This is a genomic window from Isoptericola sp. NPDC055063 (assembly GCF_053608125.1).
This window is the reverse complement of sequence record NZ_JBSGUW010000015.1, coordinates 130,985-150,618: the sequence shown is the minus strand read 5'-3', so window position 1 is coordinate 150,618 and position 19,634 is coordinate 130,985. Positions and strand designations below refer to the sequence as shown.

Sequence of the window (19,634 nt, the reverse complement as noted above, 5' to 3'; positions counted from 1 at the left end):
CGTGACAGGCAGAAGGAGGCCGCATGCGGCAGCGCGACGACATGACGTTCCCGTTCGAGGAGTACGAGCGCCGCCTCGGCGACCTGCGCCGCCGCATGGCGGACCGGATGCTCGACGCGGTGGTCATCACCGATCCTGAGAACCTCATGTACCTCACGGACTTCCAGACCACGGGGTACTCGTTCTTCCAGGCGCTGGTCGTGCCGCTCACCGACGAGCCGTTCATGATCACGCGCAGCATGGAGGAGTCCAACGTGCACGCCCGCACGTGGGTGGAGCTCACGCGCCCGTACCCGGACACGGGCGACGCGATCCAGAGCCTGGTGCAGTCGCTGCGCGAGTTCGGCCTCGACACCAAGGACGTGGGGTACGAGCGCAACAGCTACTACTTCCCGGCCTACCACCAGGACTACATCCACAACTCGTTCACCGACGGTCGCCTGCTCGACTGCTTCGGCATCGTGGAGGAGGGCCGGGTGATCAAGTCCGACGCGGAGATCGCGATCATGCGGCGGGCCGCGCGCGCCACCGAGGTCGGGATGGCGGCGGGGATCGAGGCGGTCGTCGCCGGGGTGACCGAGAACGACGTCGCCGCCGAGATCGCGTCGGCGATGTTCCGCTCCGGCGGCGAGTTCCCGGCGGTGATGCCGTACGTCGCGTCGGGGCCGCGCAGCATGATCGGCCACGCGACGTGGGAGGGGCGCACGGTGCGGCCCGGCGAGCACGTGTTCCTCGAGGTGGGCGGCTGCTTCCGCCGCTACCACACGGCGATGATGCGCACGGTGGTGCTCGACGACCTCTCGCGCAGCATGCTCGTGGCGCAGGAGCGGATGAAGCTGGCGCTCGCGGAGGTGGAGGCCGCGATCCGGCCCGGGCTCACGGTGTCCGACGCCGACAACATCGTGCGCGACATCATCTCCGACAACGGCGTCGGGGCCCGGCTGGTGACCCGCTCGGGGTACTCGATCGGCATCGCCTTCCCGCCCAGCTGGGACGAGGGCTACATCGTGAGCCTCAACCAGGGCGACCCGCGCGTGCTGCGCGAGGGGATGACGTTCCACATCATCCCGTGGATGTGGGGCGTCGACGGCGACAAGACCGTCGGCATCTCCGACACGGTGCGCGTGACCGCCGACGGGTGCGAGTCGTTCTTCACGCTCGACCAGGACTTCACGTGCAAGCCCGAGCACGGCGCCGTGCGGGGAGACGAGCGCGGGGACGGGGAGCCCCTCACCCTCGTGCCCGGCCCGACGGCCGACGGCACCGAGGAGGAGACGGCATGACGATGCTCATCGCGACGGACCCGAGCACGGGCGAGGTGGTCCGCGAGGTCCCGGCCGCGGGCCCCGCCCAGGTGGACGCGGCCCTCGCCGCCGCGGAGGAGGCGAGGGCGGCGTGGCGGGAGCGCGGGTTCGACGGCCGGGCCGAGGTGCTGCGCGCCGTCGCGGCCGACCTGCGCGCCCGCTCGGGCGAGCTGGCCCCGCTGATGACGCAGGAGATGGGCAAGCCGGCGACGGAGGCCGTCGGGGAGGTCGAGAAGGCCGCCTGGTGCGCCGAGCACTACGCCGAGCACGCCGCGGCCTACCTCGCGCCCCAGGACATCGCGTCGGACGCCACGCACAGCTACGTGCAGCACCTGCCGCTCGGCACGGTGCTGGGGATCCTGCCCTGGAACGCCCCGTTCTGGCTCGCCCTGCGGTTCGCCGCGCCCGCGCTCATGGCGGGCAACACCGGCGTGCTCAAGCATGACCCGCACGTGCCCGGCTGCGCGGCGGCGGACGGCGAGGTGTTCGCGCGGGCGCTGGCCGTGTCGGGCGCGCCCGACGGCGTCTTCGCGAACCTGCCGCTGGAGACCGCGGACGTCGCGGCCGTGATCCGCGACCCGCGCGTGCAGGCCGTGTCCTTCACCGGGTCGTCGCGCGGCGGCGCGGCCGTCGCGAGCCTGGCCGCGGCCGAGATCAAGCCGGCCGTGCTGGAGCTCGGCGGGTCCGACCCGTGCGTCGTGCTGGCCGACGCCGACCTCGACGCCGCCGCCGACACGATCGCCCTGTCCCGGATCATCAACGCCGGGCAGTCCTGCATCGCCGCCAAGCGGGTGATCGTCGAGGAGCCGGTGCACGACGCCCTCGTGGGGCGCCTGCGCGACCGCCTCGCCGCGCTGCGCGTGGGCGACCCGCGCGACCCGGCCACGCAGGTGGGCCCGATCGCGCGCGAGGACCTGCGCGCCGCCCTGCACCGGCAGGTCACCGAGACGGTGGCGGCGGGCGCCCGGCTGCTGCTCGGCGGCGAGCTGCCCGACGGCCCGGGCTGGTTCTACCCGCCCACCTTGCTCGACGACGTGACCCCGGACATGACCGCGGCCTGCGAGGAGACCTTCGGACCGGTCGCCGCGGTGCTGCGGGCCGAGGACGCGGACGCGGCGCTCGCGGCCGCGAACGCCACCGAGTACGGCCTCGCGGCGAGCGTGTGGAGCACGCCGGAGCGGGGCGAGGAGCTGGCCCGCGAGATCGCCGCCGGGCAGGTCGCGGTGAACGGCATCGTCAAGACCGACCCGCGGCTGCCCAGCGGCGGGGTGAAGCGCTCCGGCTACGGGCGGGAGCTGGGCCCGCACGGGATCCGTGAGTTCGTCAACGTGCAGCAGGTGTGGGTCGGTCCGCGGCGTCCGTGACGGGCGCCGTGGACGCGCGCACGACGAGCTCCGGGTGCACGACCTCGGGCTCGTGCACCGTGTCCGGGTCGGCGAGCAGTGCGAGGAGGTGCTCCACGGCCCGCCCGCCGACGTCGTGGAACGGTTGGCGCACCGTGGTGAGCGGGGGAGAGGCGTAGGCCGCGAGGGCGATGTCGTCCATCCCGACGACCGACACGTCCTGCGGCACCCGGCGCCCCAGCTCGACGAGGGCGCGCACGGCGCCGAAGGCCATCTCGTCGCTGGCGACGAAGAGGGCGGTGACCTCGGGCATCCGCCCGACGAGCTCGCCGTTGCGGTGGCCGGACTCGGGCGACCAGTCGCCGTGCAGCACGGGCGGCACGGTGCGGCCCGCGTCCTCGAGCGCCTGGCGCCAGCCGGCGGTGCGGCCGATCGCGTCGTTCCAGGACTCGGGGCCGGCGATGTGCCAGACGGTCTGGTGCCCGAGGCCGAGCAGGTGCTCGGTGGCGAGGCGGCCGGCCTCGACCTGGTCGACGGCGACGACCTCCGTGGCCGACGAACGCATGCCGTCGAGCACGACGGTGGGCAGGCCGCGGGTGAGGTCGCCGAGCGAGGCGTCCTCGCGCACGGGCACGGCCATGAGGAGCCCGTCGACCCCCTGGTCGAGCAGGCGCGAGACGGCCTCCGCCACCGCCGGGGTGGACAGCGACGGCGTCGTCGCCGTCGAGACGAAGTAGCCCTCCGCGCGGGCGGCGGTCTGGGCGCCGAGGAGGATCGCGGACGTCGAGTAGTGGTCGGTCTCGTGCGTCACGACGCCGAGCGTGCGGCTGCGGCCGGTGACGAGCGCCCGGGCGAGGCGGTTGCGGCGGTAGCCGGTCTCCTCGACGGCCGCCAGCACCTTGGCGCGCGTGGCGGCGTTGACGTGCGGGTGGTCGGACAGGACGCGGGAGACGGTCTGCGCGGAGACGCCGGCGATGCGCGCCACGTCGTTCATCGATGACGCCCGTGCCACGGCTCACCCCGGTCCCTGGTCGTGCGGGCCGTCCCGGCCCGCTGCGGGCTCGATGGTACCGCTCGTCGTGATGACCATAACAAGCGGATCACGGTTCGGGAGGGAAGCGGCCATATACCGTGCGTCTCCGACTGGTTGTTATGGATATCAGAACCGGCTATGGTGCTCGCATTCCTCGTGCGGCAGCGGTGCCGCTCCTCGGTACACAGTGGTCAGAAGGAGTCAGAGATGAAGCGTTCGACGGTGAACGGGTCGGCGCGTGCGACTGGTGCGGCGTGCGTGGCCGCGGTGGCGGCGGTGAGCCTCGCGGCGTGCGCCGGCGGCGACCCGGCGGGCGGCGCCGAAGGCGAGCCCACCACGATCGAGGTCTGGACCTGGGCGCAGGGCTACGACCAGGCCGCCGAGGCGTTCAACGCCGCGCACGACGACGTCCAGGTGAAGTTCACCGAGATCGAGCCGGGCAACAAGGGCGGCTACGACAAGATCCGCAACGCCGTGAAGGCCGGCGACGCGCCCTGCCTGGCGCAGGTCGGCTACGAGACCATGCCGAGCTTCGTCTCCGAGGGCAACCTGCTCGAGGTCACGGACATCGCCTCGAAGGACGCGGACGCCTACACCCCGGCCGGCTGGTCCGGCGTGACCGTCGGCGACCGCGTCTACGGCGCCCCGCAGGACCAGGGTCCGATGGTGCTCTTCTACAACAAGGACGTCTTCGCCGAGCACGGGATCGACGTGCCCACGACGTGGGCCGAGTACCAGGCCGCGGGGGAGAAGCTCAAGAAGGCCGGCGTCGCGCTCACCGGCACGTACGAGGACTTCGACTACACGGGCTTCTCCTGGCAGGCGGGCGCGCCCTGGTACACGGTCGACGGCGGCACGTGGTCCATCACCAACGACTCGCCCGAGAACCAGAAGGTCGCGGACTACTGGCAGGGCCTGATCGACGACGGCCTCGTCGGCGCCGGCATCTGGAGCGACCAGTGGGCCGCCGGGCTCTCCGACGGCAGCATCGCGACGATCGTCGGGGCCGCCTGGTTCAAGGGCATCCTCAAGGACTCGGCCGCGGCCGCCTCCGGCTCCTGGGCCGTGGCCCCGCTGCCCACGTGGGAGAAGGGCGAGGCCACCACCGGCAACGTCGGCGGCAGCGCCACGGCCGTCCTCGCCGGCTGCGAGGAGCCGGAGGCCGCGTGGGAGGTCGCGCACTTCATGTCCACCGACCCCACGGCGGTGGACGCGGTCATCGAGGCCGCCGGCACGCTGCCCGCCTCGGTCGAGGGGCTGAAGTCGGTCCTGCTGACCCAGGGCGACGACTACTTCGGCGGCCAGGTCGTGGACGAGGTGTTCGTCGACGCGGCCGCGAACGTGGCCGAGGGCTGGCAGTGGGGCCCCGGCGTGTCCACGCTCATGGGCACCTTTGCCGCGGACATGAAGAAGGCCTACGCCGGCCAGGGCGACGCTACCGTCGCCGGCGCGCTGGACAGCTCGAAGGCGGCCACGATCGACGAGCTCTCCCAGCAGGGCATCACGGTCGGCGAGTGACCGTGACCGCCACGATCTCCACGGAGCACCGCCCCGGGCGCGCCACCGCGCCCGGGGTGGTGCCCCCGCGGGCGCGCCGCCCGCGCTCCCGCACCTCCCGCGTCGCGCTGCGGTTCGTCGCGCCGTTCGTCGTGCTGTTCCTGGCGGTGTACGTCGCGCCCATCTGCTACGCCGTCTACCAGAGCCTGTTCCGCATCGAGCGGGACGCACTCGGCCTGACGCCGCCCACCGAGGTCTTCGACCCCTGGTTCAACTACGCCGCCGCCCTGAACGACTCCGGCTTCGTCGCGTCGCTCGGCCGCGTGCTCCTGTTCGGCGTCGTGCAGGTGCCGGTGATGCTGGGCTTCGCGCTCGGCCTGGCCCTGCTCATCGACTCCGCCTCCGCGCGGGGCAAGGGGTTCTTCCGGCTGGCGAGCTTCGCGCCGTACGCGGTGCCGACCGTCGTGTCGGCGCTCATGTGGTCGTTCCTCTACTCGCCGACCGGCAGCCCCATCAACCAGCTGCTCGCCCCGACGGGCGTCACCGTGGACTTCCTCGGCACGGAGCTGACCCTGTGGTCCGTGGCCAACGTCGTGACGTGGGGCTGGACCGGCTACAACATGATCATCATCTACGCCGCGCTCCAGGGGATCCCCGGCGAGGTGCTCGAGGCCGCCAAGCTCGACGGCGCCTCCCCGTGGCGCATCGCCTGGCACGTCAAGGTGCCCCTGGTGCGGCCCGCCCTGCTGCTCACCGCCGTGTTCTCGATCATCGGGTCCGCCCAGCTCTACAACGAGCCGTTCGTGCTCTCGTCGAGCACCGGCACCATCGGCCCCAAGTTCACGCCGCTGATGGCCGCCCAGTCGTCGATCACCGCCGCGAACTACCCGTACGCCGCGGCGCAGTCGGTCATCCTCGCCGTGGGCGTGGCCGTGCTGTCCGTCCTCTTCTTCCGCCTCACCTCCCGGAGGTCCTCGTGAGCGCCCCGCGCACGGCCGTGCGGCCCCGACGCGACACCGTGGAGACGACGCTCCGCAGCCGGGTGCTCGTCACCGGGGTGCTGGTGCTGACCAGCGCCTACTTCCTCTTCCCGCTGTGGTGGCTGCTCGTCGCGGCGACCAAGGACGCGGGCTACACGTTCGCGGGCAACCCGCTGTGGTTCAGCCACTTCGACCTGTTCGGCAACATCGCCGACCTGTTCGCCTACAAGGACGGCATCTTCGCGACCTGGATGGGCAACGCCGCGCTCTACTCGATCGTGGGCGCCGGGGTCGGCACCCTCGTCGCGGCGGCCACCGGCTACGCCGTCGCGAAGTTCGACTTCCCCGGGCGCGGCGTCCTGTTCGCCGTCGTGCTGGGCGCCGTGCTGGTGCCGAAGGTGCTCTTCACGCTGCCGCTGTTCCTGATGTTCTCCCAGGTGGGGATCGTCAACACGTACCTCGCGGTGCTGCTGCCCAGCATCGTCAGCCCGTTCGGCGTCTACCTCGCGCGCGTCTTCGCCGCACAGTCGGTGCCGGACGAGGTGGTCGAGGCCGCGCGCCTCGACGGCGCCGCGGAGGGCAAGATCTTCTTCGGGGTGAGCCTGCGCATGATGTCGCCCGCGCTCGTGACGATCTTCCTCTTCCAGTTCGTCGAGATCTGGAACAACTTCCTGCTGCCGTCGCAGGTGCTGATCGACGAGAACCTCAAGCCGGTCACCGTCGGCCTGGTCACGTGGAACGCCCTCGTGCAGTCCGGGCAGATCGAGCGGCACATGGTGATCATCGGCGCGTTCGTGGCCGTCGTGCCGCTGATCGTCGCGTTCCTGTCCCTGCAGCGGTTCTGGCGCTCGGGGCTGGCGAACGGGGCGCTCAAGTGACGGCGACGCTCACCACGGACGGGACCACCCTGCTGCGGCACGGGGTGCCGCACCGCGTGCTCTCGGGCTCGGTCCACTACTTCCGCGTGCACCCCGACCTGTGGCGCGACCGCCTGGTGCGGGTCCGTGCGATGGGGCTCAACACCGTCGACACGTACGTGCCGTGGAACTGGCACGAGGCCGCGCCCGGCCGGTTCGACTTCGCCGGCGACCGCGACGTCGAGCGGTTCCTGCGCCTCGTGGGCGAGCTCGGCATGGACGCCGTGGTGCGGCCCGGCCCGTACATCTGCGCCGAGTGGTCCAACGGCGGCCTGCCCGCCTGGCTCACCGGCACGCCCGGCATCGCGCTGCGCACGGTCGACCCCCGGTTCACGGACGCCGTCGAGCGGTGGTTCGCCGAGCTGCTGCCGCGGGTCGCCGCGCTGCAGGCCGGCCGCGGTGGACCCGTGGTCGCCGTGCAGGTGGAGAACGAGTACGGCAGCTACGGCGACGACCACGCCTACGTCTCCTGGGTGCGCGACGCGCTCGCCCGGCACGGGATCGACGAGCTCGTCTTCACGGCCGACGGCGCCACCCATCTCATGCAGGACGGCGGGTCCCTGCCCGGGGTCCTCGCCGCGGCGACGCTCGGCTCGAAGCCGCGGGAGGCACGCGACCTGCTCGCCGGCCGCCGTGCGGACCCGGAGCCCTTCCTCGTCGCGGAGATGTGGAACGGCTGGTTCGACCACTGGGGCGAGGAGCACCACACGCGCGACCCGCAGGACGCCGCGCGGACCGTGGGGCAGATCCTCGACCTCGGCGGCTCCGTGAGCCTCTACATGGCGCACGGCGGCTCGAACCCGGGCCTCTGGGCCGGCGCGAACCACGACGGCACGGTGCTGCAGCCCACCGTCACCAGCTACGACTCGGACGCGCCCGTGGCCGAGGACGGCACGATCACCCCGAAGTTCCTGGCGATGCGGGAGGTCCTCGAGCCGTTCCGGTCGCCTCACGTGCCCCACGACGGGGGCGGCGACGAGAGCGACGACGCGGCCCTGGAGCCGCCCGCGCGCCTGGCGCCGCGCACGCTCCCGACCCCCGAGATGCGCACGGCGGCGCCGGCCCTCGACGCGCTCGCGGGACCCGGCGACGGCTCGCCCCGTCCGCGCACCTTCGAGCAGCTCGGTCTCGACGCGGGCCTCGTGGCCTACCGCGCCCGGACCCGGCTGCCCGCCGGCGAGTCGAGGGTTTCCGTGCTCGGCCTGCACGACCGGGCCACGGTGCTCGTCGACGGCGCGCCCGTGGGCGTGCTGGAGCGCGCGACCGCCACGGACGGCGTCGTCGTCACCGGCACGGGCGCGGAGGTGACCCTCGAGCTGCTCGTCGAGAACCTCGGGCGCGTCAACTACGGCCCGCGCCTCGGCGAGCCCAAGGGCATCGTCGGCGACGTCCTCGTGGACCGGCGCATCGTGCACGGCTGGGAGTCCCGGCCCGTCCCCCTCGCGACCCTGGCCCCGGACGCCCTGTGGGCCGCCGCCGACGGTCCCGCAGCCGAACCCGTGGCAGGGTCCGGCGCCGGGATCCTCGCCCGCACCGTGCTCGTCGTCGACGAGCCCGCCGACACGTATCTCGCGCTGCCCGGCTGGGCCAAGGGGTTCGTCTGGGTGAACGACGTCCTGGTCGGCCGCTACTGGGAGGTCGGCCCGCAGCGCACCCTCTACGTCCCCGCGCCGCTGCTGCGCCGCGGGGAGAACACGGTGACGGTGCTCGAGCAGCACCGCGCCGGCACGGACCTCGAGCTGCTCTCCGGCCCCGACCTGGGCGCCGCGCAGGAGTACGTCGAGGAGTTCTGACCAGCACGTCCGGAAAGCACGCTCTACCAGCACGGACCGCCCTTGGCGGGTCGAGGACGACCCGCCCGACAGAAGGAGAGATCCGCATGGCACGACGATCCCTACCACCACGCACCGCGCGCGGCGCCGTGGCCCTGGCCGCGGCGCTCGCGACCGGCTGCGCGGGCCTCGTGGCGGCGCCGGCGGCGACCGCGACGACGACCACCGACGCGGCGTCCGCCGTGACACCCGCAGCCACCGCGGCGGACGACGCCGCCACGCTGCGCTCGGCGGCGCTCGACGTCCAGGTCGCCGACGACTTCCCCCGGGTGCTGCGCTACACCGACCGGGCGACCGGCGCGACGATGGCCGGCAGCACCCGCCCGGTGACCGCCGTGACGATCGACGGCACGGCGCACGACGTGACCGTGGAGCGCACCGGCGCGACGGCGGACGCCGCCACCTACCGCCTGACGTTCGCGGACCTCCCGGGTGTCGCGATCGACGCGGCCCTGCGCGTGCACGACAACCAGGTGCGCTTCGAGATCACGAAGATCGTCGACACCGCCGAGCACCGGGTCGGCACGCTCGAGATCCCGGGGCACGACCTGCTCTCGGTCTCGTCCGCCGACACCGACCCGCGGGTCGCCACGGCCGTCATCTCGCCCGACCGCAACGGCAAGGGCGACACCTTCGCCTCGGTCACGCGCGGCACGGCCACGAACCCGGCGCCCGTCGGGTCCGCCTACGCGATCGTCAGCGCCAACGGCCTGGCGGCGTCCGTCGTCACGAACAGCGTGTACGACGAGGCGGCGGGCAAGGCCGCGCAGGAGCGCAACCGCCTGCAGCGCCAGGCGCGTGCCGACGGCGACGACGTCCGCGTCGGCGTCTGGAGCGGCGCGTGGACCTACCGGGCCAAGGGCTCGTCGGTCACGGAGGAGCTGCCGCAGGCCACCGTCGTGCTCACGCCGGACGCCAACGACGACGGCGTCGTCGACTGGCAGGACGGCGCGATCGCCTACCGCGACGCCGCCCCGAAGGCGAAGGGCGCCGAGCAGGTGCCCGACCGGGTCGTCACGCACATCCCGTTCAACTTCGCGTCGCAGGCGACCCACCCGTTCCTGCGCACGCTCGACGACGTCAAGCACATCTCGCTGGCCACGGACGGCCTGGGCCAGATGGCGCTGCTCAAGGGCTACGGGTCGGAGGGGCACGACTCCGCGCACCCCGACTACGGCGGCAACTACAACGAGCGCGCCGGCGGCCTGGAGGACATGCGCCGGCTGCTGCGGTCCGGCGGCGACTGGAACGCCGACTTCGGCGTGCACATCAACGCCACCGAGTCGTACGCGGAGGCCGACGCGTTCGACGAGGACCTCGTCGACGAGAACGCGAAGGGCTGGAACTGGCTCGGCCAGTCGTACTACATCGACCAGCGCCGCGACATCACCAGCGGCGACCTCGCGTCGCGCATCGGCCAGCTCGCCGACGAGACCGGCGGCGACCTCGACATGCTTTACGTCGACGTCTACTACAACTACGGGTGGCAGGCGCGGGGGCTCGCGGACGCCGCGAAGGCGAACGGGTTCCAGCTCGCCACGGAGTGGTCGGACAAGTTCGAGGCCGACTCGCTGTGGAGCCACTGGTCCTCGGACGAGAACTACGGCGGTGCCTCGAACAAGGGCCTGAACTCGCAGATCGTGCGGTTCATCCGCAACGGCGAGAAGGACACCTGGAACCCGCACCCGCTGCTGGGCAACGCCCGCATCGTGGAGTGGGAGGGCTGGACCGGCCAGGTGGACTGGGACGCCTTCACGAAGAACATCTGGTCGAACAACGTGACCACGAAGTTCCTCCAGCACCACGAGATCGAGCGCTGGACCGACGACGAGATCGACTTCGCCGACGGCGTCTCGGCGCGCGGCACCAGCGCGGCGAACCGCGAGATCCGGGTCGGGGACGCCGTCGTCGCGCGCGGCGACACGTACCTGCTGCCGTGGAGCGCGGCGGACGCGCCCGGTGCCACCGGCAAGGTGGCCCAGGGCGACAAGCTGTACCACTACAACCCGGCCGGGGGCTCCACCACGTGGGACCTGCCCGGCACCCTCGCCGGCGCGTCGTCGCTGACCCAGTACCGGCTCACCGACACGGGCCGCGAGAAGGTCGGCGTCGTGCCGGTGCGCGGCGGCGAGGTCACCGTCGACGCCGAGGCCGGGCAGCCGTACGTGCTCTACCCGGACGTGCCGGGCAAGGGCTTCACCACCCCGACCGCGGGCAAGGTCGCGTGGGGCGAGGGCTCGCCCCTCGTGAACCCCGGCTTCGACGCCGCCGGCCTGGCCGCCTACCGCACGTCGGGCACCGTGACCCGCGAGCGGCTGAGCAACGGCCAGCACGTGGCGCAGCTCGGCGCCGGCAAGGCCTCCGTGGCGCAGCGCACCGCCGAGCTGCAGCCCGGCACCTACGCCGCCAGCGCGTGGGTGGAGGTGCAGCCGGGGGCGTCGCGGCCGACGACGCTCGAGGTCACCGGCCCGGGCCGGTCGGTCGACGGCGCGTCGGTGACCGTCCACCGCTCGACCGCGCGCAACGAGGTCGCCGCCGACGACAAGCACAGCCGGTACTACCAGCGCGTGCAGGTCGTGTTCGACGTCAAGGAGGCCACCCGGCCCACGCTGACCGTCCGCGCGGGCGAGGGCGATGCCGTGGTGCGCCTCGACGACCTGCGGGTCGTCGCGACCGACCGGGCGGCGGCGCCGGCCGACCTGCGCGCGGACGGCGCGGACGTCGTCGCGTTCGACGACTTCGAGTCCGTGCCCCAGGGCTGGGGCCCGTTCGTCAAGGGCGACGCCGGCGGCGTCACCGACCCGCGCACCCACCTCGCGTCGAAGCACGCGCCGTACACGCAGGCCGGCTGGAACGGCAAGCTCGTGGACGACGTGATCGGCGACGCCTGGTCGCTCAAGGCGCACGAGGAGAACCAGGGCCTCGTGTACCGGACCACCCCCGCGACGGTCGACCTCCAGCCGGGGCACCGCTACCGCGTGAGCTTCGACTACCAGTCCGGGCGCGGCGGCTACTACCAGTGGGTCACCGGCTACGACTCCGTGGCCTCCGGGAAGCCCGTGTCGGTGGAGACCGGCGCGACGGCGATCGGCGAGCAGCGCAGCACGCAGCGGTTCAGCCAGGAGGTCGTGGGCTCCACCTGCGGCGACACCTGGGTGGGGCTGCGCAAGGCGGTCGGCGGCGGGGACCAGGCCGACCTGATCCTCGACGACTTCCTGGTCGAGGACCTGGGAGTCGCTGACGAGGTCCCGGCGTGCGCGTCGCTCGACGTGGCCCCGGCGAAGGCCTCGCTCGAGCCCGACGTCGCGAACACGGTGACGACCACGCTCAGCGTCTTCGAGCCGGCCGACGTCGCCGACGTCGAGGTCGCCCTCGACGTGCCCGACGGCTGGGAGGTGGAGGCGACGGACGCCACGTCCGCCGGGACGCTGCCGAGCGGCGGCGAGCTCGTCACCACCTGGGAGGTCACGCCGCGCGGCGACGTCACCACCGACGCGTACCCGCTGACCGCCACCGCGACGTACACGACCACGGCCGACCCGGTCGGGCCGCGCACCGTCGAGGCGAGCAGCGACGTGCACGTCGTCGTGCCGCCGGCCGCGGGCGACCACTGGGCCAGCGACCTGCCGTTCGTCTCCGCGTCGAACGGGTGGGGGCCGGTCGAGCGCGACCTGTCCAACGGCGAGCAGGGGTCCGGCGACGGGTCGCCGATCACCCTGCGCGGCACGGTCTACGACAAGGGCCTCGGCGCGCACGCGCCGTCGACGGTCCGGCTGTTCCTCGGCGAGCGCTGCGCGTCGTTCACCGCGACCGTCGGGGTGGACGACGTCCAGGCCACGCGCGGGTCGGTCGCCTTCCAGGTGCTCGGCGACGGCACATCGCTGGCCACCACGCCCGTGCTGCGCGGCGGCGGCGCCACCCGGGCGCTCGACGTCGACGTCACCGGCGTGCGCTACCTCGACCTCGTCGTGACCGACGGCGGGGACGGCAACGGCAACGACCACGCCGACTGGGCGGGCGCGAAGCTCGCCTGCGGCTGAGCCGACACCCGGAGCACTACCCGGAGCCCTGGCCCCGCCGTCGCGGGGTCAGGGCTTCGGGATGCTCGTCACCGTGGTCAGCAGGAACACGGAGTCCGCCAGCGCGCGCACGGCGTGGCGCTCGTGGGTCAGCACGCGCAGCTGCCCGGCGCGCACCTCCTCGTCGCCCTCCAGCGCGGTGACGCGCAGGCGCCCGTGCAGCACGAGGACGGACGCCGCCGGCGGCGAGTTGTGCTCGCCGAGCTCCACGCCCTCCACCAGGGCCAGCACGGTCTGGCGCAGCGGGCCGTCGTGCACGACGATCTCCGCGCTGCGGCCGTTCTCGGCGGCGCGGGCCTTGTCGAGGTGCGTCGTGGTGAGGGCGTCCAGGTCGGCCATCGGTGGCTCCATCCGTCGGGCGGCACGGGCGCGGGCCGCGTCGACGAGACCCGCCGACCTCACCGTACCCGGGGGGCGCGGTCAGCCGCCGCCCGTCCAGAGCACCTCGGCGACCATGTCGCCCGCGCCGTCGCCGCCGGCGAACAGGCTGATCAGACGCTCCTCGGCGGGCCCGGTGAGTCCGACCTGCCACCAGCCGCCGCCGAGCTCCTCCGCCGTGGCGACGACCGCGCCGTCCCGGACCTCGTCCGCCTCGACCTCGCCGACCGTCAGCTCCACGTCGCCCTCGAGCGGGACGTGCACGAGCAGCTGGTCGACGTCGCCCACGGACGGTGGGTGGTCGTCGAACCCGTCGGCGCAGCCCTGGTCGGCACAGAAGGTGAACGGGTAGAGCAGCAGCGCCCGGCCGTCGTACCGCACCTCGAACGGGCGCGGCTGCTCGATGCCCTCGGCGTCCGGGGGCCACAGGCCGTGCGTCGCCGTGGCGGTGGGCGACGGGACGCCTGGCGGCGGGCCGGCCGCACTGCCCGTCCCGTCCGCCCCGCCCTGCGCGCACGCCGCGAGGGCGCCGGTCAGCGCGACGGTGGTCAGCGCGGTGAGGGCCAGGGCGCGCGGTGCGGTGTTCCTCATGCCCTTCCCGTGTCGCGGGGCGGCGCCATCTTGCAGGAGCGGGCCCGCGGGCCGGGGCCGACCACGGGCGGGGATCAGGCGCGGGCGGGGATGAGCCCGAGCCGGGCGAACGCCTCGGCGACGCCGCCGCGGGCCGGGCCCGGCACGACGAGGTCGGCCTCGGCGAGCACGGCCTCCGGCGCGCCCTCGACGGCGACGGCCGTGCCCGCGTACGCGAGCATCTCGACGTCGTTGTACCCGTCGCCGATGCCGACCACCTGCGCGGGCGTGATCCCGAGGTGCTCCACGACGGCCGCCATCCCGACGGCCTTGTGCACGCCGGCCAGGTGGATCTCGCCGGCGTTGTCGCCCGTGTCCGCGTACGAGGACGGCAGGATCCCGACCTCCGGGCCCAGCTCCGCGCGCAGTGCCGCGATGGGCAGGCGGGAGTCGAAGTAGCTGATCTTGGCGTAGCTGACGCCGGCGAGGTCGCCGGGCATCCGCAGCACGTCGAGGATCTCGTGGGGCGCCGCGTCGCCGCGGACGGCGAGGCGGGCGTCGAGCCCCACCGGGCCGTAGACGGCCTCCGGCGCCTCCAGCAGGTAGGCGACGTCGTGCGCGTCGAGCACGTGCCGCACGCGGTCGGCCAGGTCCGCGGGGAAGCGCAGGTCGGCCACCACCTCGCCGTCGAGCCGGACGAACGCGCCGGCCGTGGCGACGACGCCGTCGAAGCCCGCCGCGAGCAGCGACGGGGGCAGCATCGACTCGGGCCTGCCCGTGCACAGCAGCACCCGGTGCCCCGCGCGCCGGGCGGCACGGACGGCCTCCGCGTGGGCCTCCGGCACGGCGCTGTGGTCGGCGTACGTGCCGTCCACGTCCAGGAACGCCACCCGCGCCCCGTCTCTCATCGAACCCGACACGTGGGCAGACCTCCAGCTCTCGGCGTCGTCGTGGGCACCGTCGAGCCTAACCGCGCGTCGGTGCCGCATGGTTGGCTGCCCACGTGACGACGAGCACCCTGCGCGCCCGGACCTGGGCCATGATCCACGCCGAGCGGGAGGCCCTCGCGGGCGAGCTCGCCGGGCTCGACGACGCGGCCTGGGAGACGCCGTCGCTGTGCACCCAGTGGTCCGTGCGGGACGTCGTCGCCCACCTCACGGCGGGCGCGAGCGCCGGCCGGTGGGCGTGGCTGCGGAGCATCGCCGGGGCACGGTTCGACGCCGACCTGCACAACGCGCGCCGCCTCGCGGAGCACCGCGGGTCGACGCCGGCCGAGACGCTCGAGCGCTTCCGCGCGGTCGTGACCAGCACGGTCGCGCCCAGCGGGCACACGGCCGCGTGGCTCGGGGAGGTCGTGGTGCACGGACAGGACGTCCGGACCCCGCTCGGCCTCCCGCGCGTGCCGCCCGTGGCCACGACCACCGAGGTGGCTCGCTTCTTCGTCGCCCGCGACTTCACCGTCTCCGGCCGCGCGGTCGCGCGCGGCCTGCGGCTGGAGGCGACCGACGGGCCGTTCGTGCACGGCGACGGGCCGGTGGTGCGGGGCAGCACGCTGGCGCTCGTCATGGTGCTGGCGGGCCGGCCGGCGTCCTGTGACGAGCTGACCGGCGCGGGGCTGCGCGTGGTGCGCGAACGGATCAGGTGACGGCGCCCAGCTGCCAGGGCACGAACTCGTCGGCGCCGAGGTCCAGCTCCTCGGAGACGGTCTGCTCGCCGGAGGCGACGGCGAGGATCTTCTCGAACAGCTCCTCGCCCACCGCCTCCACGGACAGGCCGGTCTCCACGATCCGCCCGGCGTCGAGGTCCATGTCCTCGGACATGCGGCGGTAGGTGTCGGAGTTGGTGGCCACCTTGATCGACGGCGCCGGCTTGCACCCCAGCACCGATCCGCGGCCGGTGGTGAAGACGACCACGGTGGCGCCGCCCGCCACGATCCCGGTGACGGAGACCGGGTCGTAGCCGGGCGTGTCCATGAAGGTCATGCCGCGCTCGGTGACGGGCTCGGCGTACTCGTGCACCGCGACGAGGTCGGCGGTGCCCGCCTTGGCGACGGCGCCGAGCGACTTCTCGAGGATGGTGGTGAGGCCGCCGGCCTTGTTGCCGGGCGAGGGGTTGTTGTCGAGCGTGCCGCCGCCGGCCGCGGCGTAGCCCTGCCACCAGTCGAGGCGGTCGAGCAGGCGCCGGCCCACCTCCTCGGAGACGGCGCGGCGCAGCAGCAGGTGCTCGGCGCCGAACACCTCGGGCGTCTCGGCGAGGATCGACGTGCCCCCCTGGGCCACGAGCAGGTCGGACGCGTGCCCGAGGGCCGGGTTGGCCGTGATCCCGGAGAAGCCGTCGGAGCCGCCGCAGTTCAGCCCGAGCACCAGCTCCGAGGCCGGCGCCTCCTCGCGCCGCAGCGCGTCGATCTCGGGCAGCATCTCGGTGATGGCCGCGACGCCCGCCCGCACGGTGGCGCGGATGCCGCCGGTGTCCTGGATGGTCAGGGTGCGCACCGGCAGGTCCTCGCGCAGCTCCAGCCCGTCGAGGACGGACGCGGCGGGGAGCATCTCGCAGCCCAGCCCGACCACGAGCAGGCCGGCCATGTTGGCGTGCGACGCGTACCCGCGCAGGGTGCGCAGGGTGACCTGCGCACCCTCCGAGGTCGGCACCAGGCCGCAGCCGGTGTCATGGGTGAGCGCGACGACGCCGTCGACGTGCCCGAAGGCGTCGAGCACCGGCCCGCGGAACTGGTCCGCGATCATCCGCGCCGTCGACGCCGAGCAGTTCACGGACGTGAGGATGCCGACGTAGTTGCGGGTGCCCCAGCGGCCGTCCGAACGCCGGTAGCCCTGGAACGTCCGCCGGCGCTCGGGTGCCGGGAGCGTGGTGCGCGCGGTGCCGAACTCGTACTCGCGGGCGCCGTCGGCGGTGGGGTCGTCGAAGCCGAGGTTGTGCGTGTGCACGTGGTCGCCCGGCGCCACGTCCTTCTTCGCGCGGCCGATGGGCTGCCCGTACTTGCGCACCTCCGTGCCCGCCGGGACCTCCCGGACGGCGAGCTTGTGCCCGCGCGGCAGGGTAGAGCGCGTGGTGGCCTCGCCGCCGCCCGGCAGCCGCACGGTGGTGCCCGCCGGCACCTGCCGGGTCGCCACGGCGACGTCGTCGGCCGGACGCAGCAGGAGCGCGACGTCGGCGAGGTCGACGACGCCCGGCAGCGGCGGCTCGGTGGTGGCCGGTGGCGTCGCGAGCGGCAGCAGCGGGTGGTGCGGGGCGGTGCTCATCGGATCACGACCTCGGGATCTGTGCGGTGGGGAGACGTGGCGGTGGGTGCGGTGGCGCTCAGGGGCGCCGTCGACGCGCGGACGACGAGCTCGACGGGCAGGCGCCGGTGCTCGGGGGAGCCGGGCTCGGGGGAGCTGCCGGCGTCGCGGCCGAGCAGGTCGACCGCCTCGCGGCCGGCGCGGGCCAGCGGGACGGCGACGGTGGTGAGCGCGGGCGTCACGAGGGAGGCGGCGGGGACGTCGTCGAACCCGACCACCGAGACGTCGTGGGGGGTGGCGACGCCGCGCGCGTGCAGGCGGGCGAGGACGCCGAGGGCGACGAGGTCGTTGAAGCACAGCACGGCCGTGGCGCCGGCCGCGAGCGCGAGGTCGGCGGCCTGCACCCCGCCGCCGTGCGTGGGCCGGAAGGGGCCCAGGTCGTGAACGGGGGGAACGCCGCGGGAGGAGACGTCAGCCAGCGCCCGGCGCCGCTCGCCGTCGGACCAGGAGGTGGCGGGGCCGCCCACGTAGGCGATGCGGTCGTGCCCGAGGGCGCGCAGATGGTCGAGCGCCTGGCGCACGCCGCCGGCGAGGTCGAACGACACCGACGGCGCGAACGGCGTCTCGCGGTTGACCAGCGCCACCCGTCCGCCGGCGACGAGCGTGCCGAGGTCGTCCGCCGGCATGCGGGGGGAGCAGAGCACGAGGCCGTCCACGCGGTCGCCGAGTCGGGTGATGACGTCGGGCTCGGCGGAGACGTCCTCGTCGGTGTCGGCGACGAGGACGTCGCGCCCCGTCTCGTGCGCCCGCGCCTGCACGCCCTTGGCGACGGCGGCGAAGAACGGGTTGGCGAGGTCGGGGACGACCAGGCCCAGCGTGCCGGTGCTGCCGGTGGTCAGGGCGCGGGCGGCGGGGTGCGGGCGGTAGCCGAGCGACGCGGCGGCGCGGGCCACCTGCTCGCGGTTGGCGGGCGAGACGTGCGGCGCGTCGCTGAGGGCGCGCGACGCGGTGGCGGGGGAGACGCCCGCCGCGCGCGCGACGTCGCGGAGCGTGACCACACGGACCTCCAGGGGCTGGTGCCGACTCTGGAACCGGTTCCAGTGTGCTTCAGCCTAGCGCACGCCCGACCCCGCGCGGAGGCTCAGGCGGGCTCGTCGTCGAGCCAGCGGAACCAGTCGTCGGGCACGTCCTCGTCGAGGCGCCGCACCTCGCCGCCCGCGAGGACGCCGGCGGTGAGGAGGCCGGTGGCGACGAGCCGGGCGACGGCTCCCGCGCCGGGCGGGTTGAAGTGCGTGTCGTCGCGCCGCCCGTCGGCGGCGTGGAAGAAGTGGTGCAGGGTCCCCTCGGGCCCGAGGTCGTCCCAGAGCGCGAGCGAGTCGCGCTGGACGTCGACCAGCGGCACGTCCTCGCGCGCGGCGACGGCGCGCATCGCGTCGGGGTACTCGCCGTGCGCGGGGACCGCCCGGCCGGCGTCGTCGAACCGGCGTCGCTCGACCGACGTCGCGAGCACGGGCCGTGCGCCCGCGGCGCGCGCGACCTCGACGAACCGCACGAGGTGCTCGGTGTAGGACGTCCACGGCTCGGTGAACCGCTCGGGGTCGGTGACCTTCGCGTCGTTGTGTCCGAACTGGATCACCAGCACGTCGCCGGACCGCAGGTCGCGGGCGACGGCGTCGAGGCGGCCCTGGGCGACGAAGCTGCGGGTGCTGCGCCCGTTGCGCGCGTGGTTCGCGACGGCGACGTCGTCGGCGAGGTAGTAGGGCAGGGCCATGCCCCAGCCGGTCTCGGGCGCGGCGGAGCGGGACTTCGGCCCCGCGGTCGAGTCGCCGGCGAGGTGGACGGTGCGGGACATGCGGGACTCCGGGAGGGCGCGGGCGGGTCGGGGCACGCTCGGCGAGCGTCGGCGCCACCCTAGCGACGACCGCAGACCGGGCGGCGTGCGGGGATCGCGTGCGTCCCCGCACGTCCAGGGCGTAGCGTCGGCGCCGAGCGACCGCACACCCGCCCCGTGTCCCGGAGGAGTCAACGATGCCCCGTCCGCCGTTCCCGGCCCCCGTGCTCGACCTGCTGCGCCGCCCCCAGCCCGCCGTGATCGGCGTCGTGCGCCCGGACGGCAGCCCCGTGACCGCGGCGACGTGGTACCTGCTGGAGGAGGACGGCTCCGGCGGCGGGCAGGTGCTCGTCAACCTCGACGCCACGCGCAAGCGGGTGCAGCACCTGCACGCGAACCCGCACGTGAGCCTCACCGTGCTGGGCGAGGACTGGTACACGCACGTCACCCTGCTCGGGCGGGTGACCGCGTGGCGCGACGACGTCGGGCTCGTGGACACCGACCGCATCTCGCACCACTACGGCGGCAAGTCGTACGCCGTGCGCGACCGCGCCCGCGTGACCGCCGTGGTCGAGGTCGACCGCTGGACGGCCTGGGGCGCCCTGCACAGCGCAGCCGACGCAGCCCGCTGAGG

At 74.2% G+C, this 19,634-nt stretch carries 16 protein-coding genes; 9 read left to right on the top strand and 7 right to left on the bottom strand.

Features of this window, described 5'->3' with window-relative positions; translation table 11 throughout:
- Window positions 1-23 precede the first annotated feature (23 nt).
- Window positions 24-1,283 carry an ectoine hydrolase gene (gene doeA, locus ACWF41_RS18195; protein WP_380314848.1) on the top strand — a complete coding sequence of 420 codons (1,260 nt, stop codon included), beginning with the start codon at window positions 24-26 and terminating at the stop codon, window positions 1,281-1,283.
- A complete protein-coding gene (locus ACWF41_RS18190) occupies window positions 1,280-2,668 on the top strand; it encodes an aldehyde dehydrogenase family protein (protein WP_380314845.1) in 1,389 nt (462 codons plus the stop codon). The genes doeA and ACWF41_RS18190 overlap by 4 nt, the downstream gene beginning before the upstream one ends.
- Here the strand turns inward: ACWF41_RS18190 and ACWF41_RS18185 are convergent.
- A complete protein-coding gene (locus tag ACWF41_RS18185; protein WP_380314842.1) occupies window positions 2,628-3,641 on the bottom strand; it encodes a LacI family DNA-binding transcriptional regulator in 1,014 nt (337 codons plus the stop codon). The two genes, ACWF41_RS18190 and ACWF41_RS18185, sit on opposite strands and share 41 nt — an antisense overlap.
- A 246-nt stretch (window positions 3,642-3,887) precedes the next feature.
- Between ACWF41_RS18185 and ACWF41_RS18180 the strand changes: the two genes are divergently transcribed.
- The 5 genes from ACWF41_RS18180 to ACWF41_RS18160 all read left to right on the top strand — a co-directional run bounded on the left by ACWF41_RS18180 (window position 3,888) and on the right by ACWF41_RS18160 (window position 12,946).
- Window positions 3,888-5,198 carry an ABC transporter substrate-binding protein gene (locus ACWF41_RS18180; RefSeq protein ID WP_380314839.1) on the top strand — a complete coding sequence of 437 codons (1,311 nt, stop codon included), beginning with the start codon at window positions 3,888-3,890 and terminating at the stop codon, window positions 5,196-5,198.
- 2 nt (window positions 5,199-5,200) lie between these two features.
- Window positions 5,201-6,157 carry a carbohydrate ABC transporter permease gene (locus ACWF41_RS18175; protein WP_380314836.1) on the top strand — a complete coding sequence of 319 codons (957 nt, stop codon included), beginning with the start codon at window positions 5,201-5,203 and terminating at the stop codon, window positions 6,155-6,157.
- Window positions 6,154-7,035 (top strand): carbohydrate ABC transporter permease, encoded by an 882-nt coding sequence (locus ACWF41_RS18170; RefSeq protein WP_380314833.1) that lies wholly within the window; start codon window positions 6,154-6,156, stop codon window positions 7,033-7,035. Before ACWF41_RS18175 ends, ACWF41_RS18170 begins: the two co-directional genes overlap by 4 nt.
- The gene (locus ACWF41_RS18165) at window positions 7,032-8,867 is read left to right on the top strand and encodes a glycoside hydrolase family 35 protein (protein WP_380314830.1); all 1,836 of its coding nucleotides are present in this window, start codon (window positions 7,032-7,034) and stop codon (window positions 8,865-8,867) included. The genes ACWF41_RS18170 and ACWF41_RS18165 overlap by 4 nt, the downstream gene beginning before the upstream one ends.
- An 86-nt stretch (window positions 8,868-8,953) precedes the next feature.
- On the top strand, window positions 8,954-12,946 hold the full coding sequence (locus ACWF41_RS18160) for an endo-alpha-N-acetylgalactosaminidase family protein (protein WP_380314827.1): 3,993 nt from the start codon (window positions 8,954-8,956) through the stop codon (window positions 12,944-12,946).
- A 48-nt stretch (window positions 12,947-12,994) separates the two neighbouring features.
- Here the strand turns inward: ACWF41_RS18160 and ACWF41_RS18155 are convergent, their stop codons facing one another.
- From ACWF41_RS18155 to ACWF41_RS18145, 3 genes are all read right to left on the bottom strand, one after another.
- Entirely contained in the window at window positions 12,995-13,324 is a 330-nt protein-coding gene (locus ACWF41_RS18155) for a cupin domain-containing protein (protein WP_380314824.1), read from the bottom strand.
- 81 nt (window positions 13,325-13,405) lie between these two features.
- A complete protein-coding gene (locus ACWF41_RS18150) occupies window positions 13,406-13,954 on the bottom strand; it encodes a hypothetical protein (RefSeq protein ID WP_380314821.1) in 549 nt (182 codons plus the stop codon).
- A 74-nt stretch (window positions 13,955-14,028) separates the two neighbouring features.
- Window positions 14,029-14,823, bottom strand: coding sequence for an HAD hydrolase family protein (locus ACWF41_RS18145; RefSeq protein ID WP_380346828.1), 795 nt, complete (start codon window positions 14,821-14,823; stop codon window positions 14,029-14,031).
- 113 nt (window positions 14,824-14,936) lie between these two features.
- Between ACWF41_RS18145 and ACWF41_RS18140 the strand changes: the two genes are divergently transcribed.
- Window positions 14,937-15,578, top strand: a complete 642-nt coding sequence (locus ACWF41_RS18140) for a maleylpyruvate isomerase family mycothiol-dependent enzyme (RefSeq protein WP_380314815.1) — start codon at window positions 14,937-14,939, stop codon at window positions 15,576-15,578.
- Here ACWF41_RS18140 and ACWF41_RS18135 read toward each other — a convergent pair.
- From ACWF41_RS18135 to ACWF41_RS18125, 3 genes are all read right to left on the bottom strand, one after another.
- On the bottom strand, window positions 15,571-17,190 hold the full coding sequence (locus ACWF41_RS18135; RefSeq protein WP_380314812.1) for a UxaA family hydrolase: 1,620 nt from the start codon (window positions 17,188-17,190) through the stop codon (window positions 15,571-15,573). The two genes, ACWF41_RS18140 and ACWF41_RS18135, sit on opposite strands and share 8 nt — an antisense overlap.
- A complete protein-coding gene (locus ACWF41_RS18130; protein WP_380314809.1) occupies window positions 17,187-18,227 on the bottom strand; it encodes a LacI family DNA-binding transcriptional regulator in 1,041 nt (346 codons plus the stop codon). The genes ACWF41_RS18135 and ACWF41_RS18130 overlap by 4 nt, the downstream gene beginning before the upstream one ends.
- An 83-nt stretch (window positions 18,228-18,310) precedes the next feature.
- Window positions 18,311-19,021, bottom strand: a complete 711-nt coding sequence (locus ACWF41_RS18125) for a rhamnogalacturonan acetylesterase (RefSeq protein WP_380314806.1) — start codon at window positions 19,019-19,021, stop codon at window positions 18,311-18,313.
- 176 nt (window positions 19,022-19,197) lie between these two features.
- Here ACWF41_RS18125 and ACWF41_RS18120 point away from each other — a divergent pair, with 176 nt between their 5' ends.
- Window positions 19,198-19,632: a pyridoxamine 5'-phosphate oxidase family protein gene (locus tag ACWF41_RS18120; RefSeq protein ID WP_380314803.1), complete on the top strand. Its 435-nt coding sequence runs from the start codon at window positions 19,198-19,200 to the stop codon at window positions 19,630-19,632.
- Window positions 19,633-19,634 lie beyond the last annotated feature (2 nt).

What these genes read in the sequence shown, in the direction of transcription:
- doeA (WP_380314848.1), top strand. Translation starts at nt 24, where the DNA reads ATGCGGCAGCGCGACGACATGACGTTCCCGTTCGAGGAGTACGAGCGC.
- ACWF41_RS18190 (WP_380314845.1), top strand. Translation starts at nt 1,280, where the DNA reads ATGACGATGCTCATCGCGACGGACCCGAGCACGGGCGAGGTGGTCCGC.
- ACWF41_RS18185 (WP_380314842.1), bottom strand. Translation starts at nt 3,641, where the DNA reads ATGAACGACGTGGCGCGCATCGCCGGCGTCTCCGCGCAGACCGTCTCC.
- ACWF41_RS18180 (WP_380314839.1), top strand. Translation starts at nt 3,888, where the DNA reads ATGAAGCGTTCGACGGTGAACGGGTCGGCGCGTGCGACTGGTGCGGCG.
- ACWF41_RS18160 (WP_380314827.1), top strand. Translation starts at nt 8,954, where the DNA reads ATGGCACGACGATCCCTACCACCACGCACCGCGCGCGGCGCCGTGGCC.
- ACWF41_RS18155 (WP_380314824.1), bottom strand. Translation starts at nt 13,324, where the DNA reads ATGGCCGACCTGGACGCCCTCACCACGACGCACCTCGACAAGGCCCGC.
- ACWF41_RS18150 (WP_380314821.1), bottom strand. Translation starts at nt 13,954, where the DNA reads ATGAGGAACACCGCACCGCGCGCCCTGGCCCTCACCGCGCTGACCACC.
- ACWF41_RS18135 (WP_380314812.1), bottom strand. Translation starts at nt 17,190, where the DNA reads ATGAGCACCGCCCCGCACCACCCGCTGCTGCCGCTCGCGACGCCACCG.
- ACWF41_RS18125 (WP_380314806.1), bottom strand. Translation starts at nt 19,021, where the DNA reads ATGTCCCGCACCGTCCACCTCGCCGGCGACTCGACCGCGGGGCCGAAG.
- ACWF41_RS18120 (WP_380314803.1), top strand. Translation starts at nt 19,198, where the DNA reads ATGCCCCGTCCGCCGTTCCCGGCCCCCGTGCTCGACCTGCTGCGCCGC.